The organism is Acidaminococcus sp. CAG:542, from assembly GCF_000437815.1.
In the GTDB taxonomy this organism is placed as follows: Bacteria; Bacillota; Negativicutes; order Acidaminococcales; family Acidaminococcaceae; genus Acidaminococcus.
Window position 1 is genome coordinate 3,018 of record NZ_FR902084.1, and the last position, 8,192, is coordinate 11,209.

The window sequence follows — 8,192 nt, forward strand, 5'->3', positions numbered from 1 at the left end:
GAACGGCAGCGGGAACAGCCGGTTCAGCCACAACGACCGGAACAACGGCCAGAACCGGAACGGAAACAATGGGAACAACAACCGGAACAAGCCCCAGAACAACCGGGGCGGGAAAGCCGGTGCCCCCATCAACGGCAACAGCGCCCATGCCGGCAAGGATATGGGCAAACGGAACGGCAGCCACAACCATCAGGAAAAACGGGAGAAAATCAAGGGCTCTTACGCCACCCGGGAGGACCGTCCTACCCGCAGTGCTGATCATATGATGAAAAACCATAAACACAAAAACAACAATAACAACAACCGGAACGCTGCTCCTGCCAGAAAGACCGAAGTGGTCCGTCCCACCAGCGTGGAAGTGGGAGAAAGCATCAGCGTGAAGGATTTCGCCAAGCTCCTGTGCCGGGACGTGAACGAAGTGATCAAAAAGCTGTTCATGCTGGGCAAGATGGTCACCATCAACCAGGAAATCGACCATGAAACCGCTGAACTGGTGGGCATGGACTTCAACTGCGAAATCAAGGAACCGCCTCCTGAAGCGGATCCCACGGAAGTGCCGGAAGTGGAAGACGACCCGGTTCTGCGGGTGCCCCGTCCTCCTGTGGTGACGGTTATGGGCCACGTGGACCACGGCAAGACCTCCCTTCTGGATGCCATCCGGAAAACCAACGTAACCGCCCGGGAAGCCGGCGGGATCACCCAGCACATCGGTGCTTACCGGGTGGTGTGCCAGGGCAAGCCCATTGTGTTCCTGGATACTCCCGGCCACGAAGCCTTTACCGCCATGCGTGCCCGGGGGGCCCAGGTGACGGATATCGCCGTGCTGGTGGTGGCCGCTGACGACGGGGTAATGCCTCAGACCATCGAAGCCATCAACCATGCCAAGGCCGCCAAGGTGCCTATTATCGTGGCCATCAACAAAATCGACAAGGAAGGGGCCAACCCGGACTTTGTCATGCAGCAGCTGTCCGAACACGGACTGATCCCGGAAGCCTGGGGCGGGGACACCATCATGGTTCCCGTATCTGCCCGGCAGAAGACCGGTATCTCCGACCTGCTGGAAATGATCCTGCTGGTGGCTGAAATGCAGGATCTGAAAGCCAACCCCAACCTGCCTGCCCACGGCACCATCATCGAAGCCAAACTGGACAAGGGCAGAGGGCCTGTGGCCTCCGTGCTCATCGACCGGGGGACCCTGCACATCGGGGATTCCATCCTGGCCGGCACCTGCTACGGGAAGGTCCGTGCCATGGTCAACGACCGGGGCGAAAAGGTGAAGAAGGCGCTGCCTTCCACCCCTGTGGAAGTGCTTGGGCTTAATGACGTGCCGGAAGCCGGGGACATCATGGACGCCTGTGACGAACATGTGGCCCGGACCGTGGCGGAAAAACGCCTGGCCAAGCAGAAGATGGAAGAACAGAAGAAGGCCAAGGTTTCCCTGGACGATATTTTCAACCGGATCCAGGAAGGGGAACTGAAGGACCTGAACATTGTGGTGAAGGCCGACGTACAGGGCACCATCCAGGCCCTGGAACAGGCACTCACCAAGATCAAGAACGATGAAGTGAAAGTGGTCATCGTCCATTCCGGGGTAGGGGCCATCAACGAATCCGACGTGATGCTGGCTTCCGCCGCCAACGCCCTGATCATCGGCTTCAACGTCCGTCCGGATGCCAATGCCCGGAAGACCGCCGAACAGGAAAAGGTGGACATCCGCACCTACCGGGTCATCTACGATGCCCTGAACGATGTGGAAGCCGCCATCAAGGGGATGCTGGCTCCCAAATTCAAGGAAAAGATCATCGGCCATGTGGAAATCCGGCAGGTGATCCCCATCAACAAGATGCTGATTGCCGGTGCCTATGTGAAGGACGGGAAGATCACCCGGTCTGCCAAAGTGCGGCTGGTCCGGGACGGCATCGTGATCCACGAAGGGGAACTGGATTCCCTGCGCCGGTTCAAGGACGATGTGAAGGAAGTGGCGGCCAACTTCGAATGCGGGCTGACCCTGGCCGACTACCGGGATATCAAGGTGGGCGACCAGCTGGAAGTCTACACCATGGAAGAAGTGGCGGCAGAATAAGGAGGGACCATGTCCAAACTTCGTGCGGAAAAACTCCAGGCGCTGATCAAGCAGGAAATGAGCAACATGCTGATCCGGGACGTAAAGGATCCCCGGGTGAAGTTCGTTACCATTACCGGCGTGGAAGTGAGCAACGACCTGAGCTACGCCAAGATCTATGTAAGCCTCTACGGCAGCGAGGAACAGCAGGCGGCAGCCTGGAAGGGCCTCCAGTCCGCCCTGGGCTTCTTCCGTCGGGAAATCGCCCGGCGGATCGATCTGCGGGTGGCTCCGGTGCTCAGTTTCCACAAGGATACTTCCATGGAATACAGCGCCCATATTGAATCCATCCTTCATGAGCTGAAGAAAGAAGAGCATCATGAGTAAGGCACTGGATCTGAAAGAAACCTGGCAGCTGCTCATGAGCGTCCAGGACCTGGTGCTGGTGAGCCATGTGGGGCCTGACGGGGATACCCTGGGCTCCACCCTGGGCCTGGCCCGGGCCCTGCGCCAGGCGGGGAAAAAGGTGCGGCTGCTGGTGGATGATATCCTGCCGGCGGTGTACCAGTTCCTGCCCGGGCTGGATGCCTATGAACAGCCCAAACAGGGGGAGAAGATCCATTGCGATCTGACGGTGGTGGTGGATGCTTCTTCCAAGGACCGGATGGGGGAGGCGGAAGAATGCCTTTCCGCGCCGATCCTGAACATCGACCATCACGTGTCCAACACCCGGTATGCGGATTATCTGCTGCTGGATGACCAGGCGGCGGCCACCGGGGAGATCATGTATCTGATGCTGGAAGAGAACGGGGTGCCTGTGGACCAGGAACTGGCCACGGACTTGTACACGGCCATTGTCACCGACTGCGGCTATTTCAAGTACGCCAACACCACCCCCCGCTGCATGCGGGTGGGGGCGGACCTTTTGGCCCTGGGGGTGAAGCCCAACGAGATTTCCGACCAGCTGGAACTGAAGGCCCGGAATTCCGTGGAGCTGCTGGCCAAGGTACTGCCCAGCCTGAGCTTCTATGCAGGAGGGAAGATTGCCACCCTGGAGGTGCCCCTGGCCCTTTATGACAAGACCGTTTCCACCGAAAGCTTCATCTACCATCCCCGGTACATTGCCGGGGTGGATGTGGCGGTGCTGTTCAAGCAGGTGGAACCCCGGTCCACCCGGGTGAGCATGCGGTCCAAACAGGTGGATGTGAGCAAGGTGGCGGTGGCCTTCAACGGCGGGGGACACCCCAAAGCCGCCGGCTGCACCATCGGGCTGCCTCTGGAAGAAGCCAAGAAGGCTCTCCTGGAAGCCCTGGAAAAGGCCCTGGAGGAACTGTGATGGACGGGATTTTCAACGTACTCAAACCACCGGGCATGACCAGCCATGATGTGGTGGGGGCCCTGCGGAAAATCCTCAACATGAAGAAAATCGGCCACGGGGGCACCCTGGATCCTCTGGCTGCCGGGGTACTGCCGGTGTTTACCGGCATTGCCACCCGGTTCCTGGAATATGCGGCCCATGAGGAAAAAAGCTACCGGGCGGAACTGACCTTCGGGTTCCAGACCGATACCGGGGATACGGAAGGGAAGGTCATTGCCCAAAGTCCCGTGCGTCCGCTGACGGATGAGGAAATCGAAGCAGCCCTGGCTTCCTTCCGGGGAGAGGGGACCCAGATCCCGCCCATGTATTCCGCCATCAGCGTAGGGGGCACCAAGCTGTACAAGCTGGCCCGGCAGGGCATCGAAGTGAAGCGGGAGCCCCGGCCCATTACCCTCTATGAACTGGAAAAGGTGGACTATACCGGGGACACCCTGGTGTTCGACGTGACCTGTTCCAAGGGCACCTTCATCCGGACCCTCTGTGAGGATCTGGCGGAAAAGCTGGGGATGAAGGGGACCATGAGCTTCCTGCTCCGGCGGAAGGCCGGGGTGTTTACCCTGGAAGAGTCCCATACCCTGGAAGAGATCGCCGCCGACCCGGAAGGGTGCTGCACCGGGGTGGAGACGGTACTGGCGTCTTTCCCCAAACTGGTGGTGAACAACCTCCAGGGCCGGCGGATCGCCCAGGGGGTGGCCACCACCCTGCCCGGGATCCAGGACGGTACCCTGTACCAGCTGTGGACCCGGGAGGGGCTCCTGGTGGGCCTGGCCAAAGCTGTGGACGGCCGGCTCCGGCCCCACAAGATCATCCACATCCCTGACGTGGAAACAAGGACGGAAGATAGACCATGAAACTGATTACATCGCTGGATGAACTGCACAGCGCCCATCTGCTGCCTTCTGCGGCGGCACTGGGGACCTTTGACGGGGTCCACCGGGGCCACCAGGAGGTGATCGGGACCACCCGGCTCTATGCCCGGGAGCACCATCTCCAGCTGATGGTCTTTACCTTCAGCACCCATCCCCTGGCCAGCCTGAAGCCGGAGCTGGAACCGCCCCGGCTGTTGGACAACACCGCCAAGGAAAAGCTCATGGTGGAACTGGGGGTGGACATCCTGGTGAACATACCCTTTACCCAGGAACTGGCGGCCATGAGTGCCGACGCGTTCCTCCAGATGCTGGTGGACTGCGGGGTGAAGGCTGTGGGCATCGGGGACAATTTCAGCTTCGGTGCCGGAGGCAAGGGAAACGTCCGCCTTTTGAAGACGGAACACAGCCGGTTCGGGCTCACCATCCTGTCCCGGCCTCTGCTGAAGCAGGACGGGCTGGTGGTGAGCAGCACCAACATCCGGAAGGCCATCGCCGAAGGCCGGGTGGAGCTGGCGGCCCAGATGCTGGGACGGCCTTATGCCATCCGGGGCCAGGTGGTGCCCGGAGATCACCGGGGACGGCTGCTGGGGTTCCCTACGGCCAACCTGAAGATCCTGGGCCAGCATTTTGCCGTGCCTGCCTTCGGGGTGTACGCCGGCCGGGTACTGGTGGCAGGGCAATGGTATGACGCCATGGTGAACGTGGGGGACAATCCCACCTTTGCCAACCAGGAAGCCCGCCTGGAAGCCCATCTGTTCCGGTTCGAAGGGGATCTCTACGGCCGGGAGGTGCTGGTCCAGCTGGTGGCCCGGCTCCGGGGAGAAGAAAAATTCCCTGACCTGGACCGGCTCCAGGAACAGCTCCGGAAGGACGCCCGGAATGCCCAGAGCCTTTTGGCCATGGAGGAAGAATCCGTCGGCCGGAAGGGCTGAACAGAAAGATTGAGAAATAAATGGAAAAATCCCTTGCACAAAGGGAGCATCCATGATATTATATTTTGGTAAAGCTTATTGGTGGAGGTGAGAACATGCCGAATATTAAGTCTTCCATTCGTAGTGTCAAGACTGATGCCGAACGGCGCGCTGCCAATGGCCCGGTGAAAGCTGAAATCCGCAGCACCGCACGCAAGGTTGAAGCTTTTGCTGCTGCAGGATCCAAAGAAGAGGCCCAGGCCACTTTGAAAGTAGCAGCGAGCTTATTAGATAAAGCTGCTCGGAAAGGCACGGTGAACAAAAAAGCCGCAGCCCGCAAGAAATCCCGTTTAGCTAAGAAAGTCAACGCAGTAAAATAAGGCTGAACAGCAGGAAGGCTGACAACTTCGGTTGCCGGCCTTTTTTGTTGCGTGTGGAAGGGCCTCCCCATACATGGTATAATAAAGTATTGAAACATCTCCGCCTGTTTTTCAGGCGTTGACAGAAAGTGAGAGAATCCATGGCAAAACGTGATCATATTCGAAATTTTTCCATTATCGCCCATATCGACCACGGCAAATCCACCCTGGCCGACCGGCTTATTGAAATGACCGGGACCCTGTCCAAACGGGAAATGGAGGACCAGATCCTGGACTCCATGAGCCTGGAACGGGAACGGGGCATCACCATCAAGGACCAGGCAGTCCAGCTGGACTACAAGGCCAAGGACGGGAACGACTACATCCTGAACCTGATCGACACCCCGGGGCATGTGGACTTTACCTATGAAGTTTCCCGGGCCCTGGCGGCCTGTGAGGGGGCGCTCCTGGTCATCGACGCCACCCAGGGCATCGAGGCCCAGACCCTGGCCAATGTGTACCTGGCCATGGACCACGATCTGGAGATCATCCCGGTGATCAACAAAATCGACCTGCCCAGCGCCGACGTGCCCCGGGTGGAAAAGGAAATCGAGGACATCCTGGGCATCGACAAAAGTGACTGTGTCCTGTGCTCCGCCAAAACCGGCCTGGGAGTGGACCAGGTGCTGGAAGCGGTGGTGAACCGGGTGCCGGCCCCCAAAGGGGACCCGGAATCTCCTCTCCAGGCCTTGATCTTCGATTCCAAGTTCGACGCCTACAAAGGGGTCATGCTGTATGTGCGGGTGGTGAACGGCTGCCTGAAAAAGGGCATGTCCATCCGTCTCATGGCCACCGGCAAGGTCTATGACGTAACGGAAGTGGGGGTGTTCAAGCCTGCCATGGTCAACGTGCCGGAACTGGGAGAAGGCCAGGTGGGTTTCCTGGCGGCAGCCATCAAGACCGTCAAGGACGCCCGGGTGGGGGATACCATCACCGACAACAACCGGCCGGCCAAAGAGCCTCTGCCAGGGTACCGGAAGGCTACCCCCATGGTGTACTGCGGCCTGTATCCCATCGAGAACTCCGACTATGACAACCTCCGGGACGCCCTGGAAAAACTCCAGCTCAACGACGCTTCCCTGACCTTCGAGCCGGAAACCTCTTCCGCCCTGGGCTTCGGGTTCCGGTGCGGGTTCCTGGGCCTGCTCCACATGGACGTGATCAAGGAACGGCTGGAACGGGAATACGGCCTGAGCCTGATCACCACCGCCCCCAACGTTATCTACGAAGTGGTGAAGACCAACGGGGACATCGAAATGGTGGACAACCCCTCCCAGTTCCCCAACCCCACAGTGATCGAGCATGTGGAGGAACCTTTCGTGAACGCCACCATCATCGTGCCCAAGGACTTTGTGGGGCCGGTGATGGAACTGTCCCAGGAAAAGCGGGGAGAATACCAGAACATGACCTACCTGGACGAAACCCGGGTAATGATCCACTATGCCCTGCCCCTGTCGGAAATCATCTTCGACTATTTCGACCGGCTGAAAAGCGTGTCCCGGGGCTATGCTTCCCTGGACTATGAGCTCAGCGGCTACCGGCCTTCGGACATGGTGAAGGTGGATATCCTCCTGAACGGGGATCCGGTGGATGCTCTCAGCGCCATCGTCCATCGGGACCGGGCCCAGTACTGGGGCCGTGCCCTGGTGGAAAAGCTCCGGAAGCTGATTCCCCGGCAGCTGTTCGAAATCCCCATCCAGGCGGCCATCGGCAGCAAGATCATCGCCCGGGAAAACGTCAGCGCCCTCCGGAAGGACGTGCTGGCCAAATGCTACGGCGGGGACATTACCCGGAAGCGGAAGCTGCTGGAAAAGCAGAAAGCCGGGAAAAAGCGCATGAAGCAGGTGGGCAGCGTGGAACTGCCTCAGGAAGCCTTTATGGCCATCCTGAAAATGGACGACAAATAACCGGTGAAAGGAGGGAGGGCCATGGTGACCCTGCAGAAATCCACCCAGGATCTGATCTGCCAGTCTCTCCGGAGCCGGATCGCCTCCGGTGATCTGGAACCAGGGACGGAACTGAAGCAGGTGGAACTGGCCAAAACCTACGGGGTGTCCCGGATGCCCATCCGGGAGGCCCTCCAGGGCCTGATGCTGGAAGGACTGGTGACCCGGCTCAGCAACCGGCACATGGTGGTGTCTTGCCATGCCCGGGAGATCCTGGAGAACCGGAAGGTGCCCCGGACTGAGGAAAATGAGGCTCCGGCACCGGAAGAAAAGGCGGCTGGTTCCCCGGCTTACCGGGTGGAGACGGAAACGGTGCCGGAAACCATCGGGAAGATTCATCTCCTGCCGGCACGGGAACAGGTGGCCTCCTATCTCCGGAAGGCTATTCTCCGCCGGGAAATCCCGGAAGGGAGCGTCCTGACCCTGGAAGAGACCGCCCGGCACATGGGGGTGTCCACCACCCCGGTCCGGGAAGCCCTCCAGCTGCTGGCCACCCAGGGGCTGGTGAAGCTGCGGCCCAACAAGGGGGCCGTGGTGCTGGGCATCGACGAAAAATCCATCCGGGACCATTTCGCCGTCCGGGAGATCCTGGAACGGGAAGCGGCGG

At 59.8% G+C, this 8,192-nt stretch carries 8 protein-coding genes and 1 pseudogene; all 9 read left to right on the forward strand.

Annotated features, from left to right (window positions below):
• A partial coding sequence (infB, locus tag QVO43_RS07025; RefSeq protein ID WP_288174697.1) for a translation initiation factor IF-2 occupies positions 1–2,083 on the forward strand: 2,083 nt, incomplete at its 5' end.
• Between the two features lie 9 nt (positions 2,084–2,092).
• Positions 2,093–2,449 (forward strand): 30S ribosome-binding factor RbfA, encoded by a 357-nt coding sequence (gene rbfA / locus QVO43_RS07030; protein WP_022487825.1) that lies wholly within the window; start codon positions 2,093–2,095, stop codon positions 2,447–2,449.
• On the forward strand, positions 2,442–3,398 hold the full coding sequence (locus tag QVO43_RS07035; protein WP_022487826.1) for a DHH family phosphoesterase: 957 nt from the start codon (positions 2,442–2,444) through the stop codon (positions 3,396–3,398). Before rbfA ends, QVO43_RS07035 begins: the two co-directional genes overlap by 8 nt.
• Positions 3,398–4,291 carry a tRNA pseudouridine(55) synthase TruB gene (gene truB / locus QVO43_RS07040; protein WP_022487827.1) on the forward strand — a complete coding sequence of 298 codons (894 nt, stop codon included), beginning with the start codon at positions 3,398–3,400 and terminating at the stop codon, positions 4,289–4,291. The genes QVO43_RS07035 and truB overlap by 1 nt, the downstream gene beginning before the upstream one ends.
• Positions 4,288–5,241 carry a bifunctional riboflavin kinase/FAD synthetase gene (locus QVO43_RS07045; protein ID WP_022487828.1) on the forward strand — a complete coding sequence of 318 codons (954 nt, stop codon included), beginning with the start codon at positions 4,288–4,290 and terminating at the stop codon, positions 5,239–5,241. Before truB ends, QVO43_RS07045 begins: the two co-directional genes overlap by 4 nt.
• Positions 5,242–5,336: 95 nt before the next feature.
• On the forward strand, positions 5,337–5,600 hold the full coding sequence (gene rpsT, locus QVO43_RS07050; RefSeq protein WP_012938698.1) for a 30S ribosomal protein S20: 264 nt from the start codon (positions 5,337–5,339) through the stop codon (positions 5,598–5,600).
• A gap of 140 nt (positions 5,601–5,740) precedes the next feature.
• Complete coding sequence (gene lepA, locus QVO43_RS07055; RefSeq protein ID WP_022487829.1) at positions 5,741–7,546, forward strand: translation elongation factor 4; 1,806 nt, start codon at positions 5,741–5,743, stop codon at positions 7,544–7,546.
• 21 nt (positions 7,547–7,567) lie between these two features.
• Positions 7,568–7,705: pseudogene (locus QVO43_RS10200) on the forward strand (GntR family transcriptional regulator); the annotation flags it as partial.
• A gap of 192 nt (positions 7,706–7,897) precedes the next feature.
• A partial coding sequence (locus tag QVO43_RS10205) for a GntR family transcriptional regulator (protein ID WP_441293926.1) occupies positions 7,898–8,192 on the forward strand: 295 nt, incomplete at its 3' end.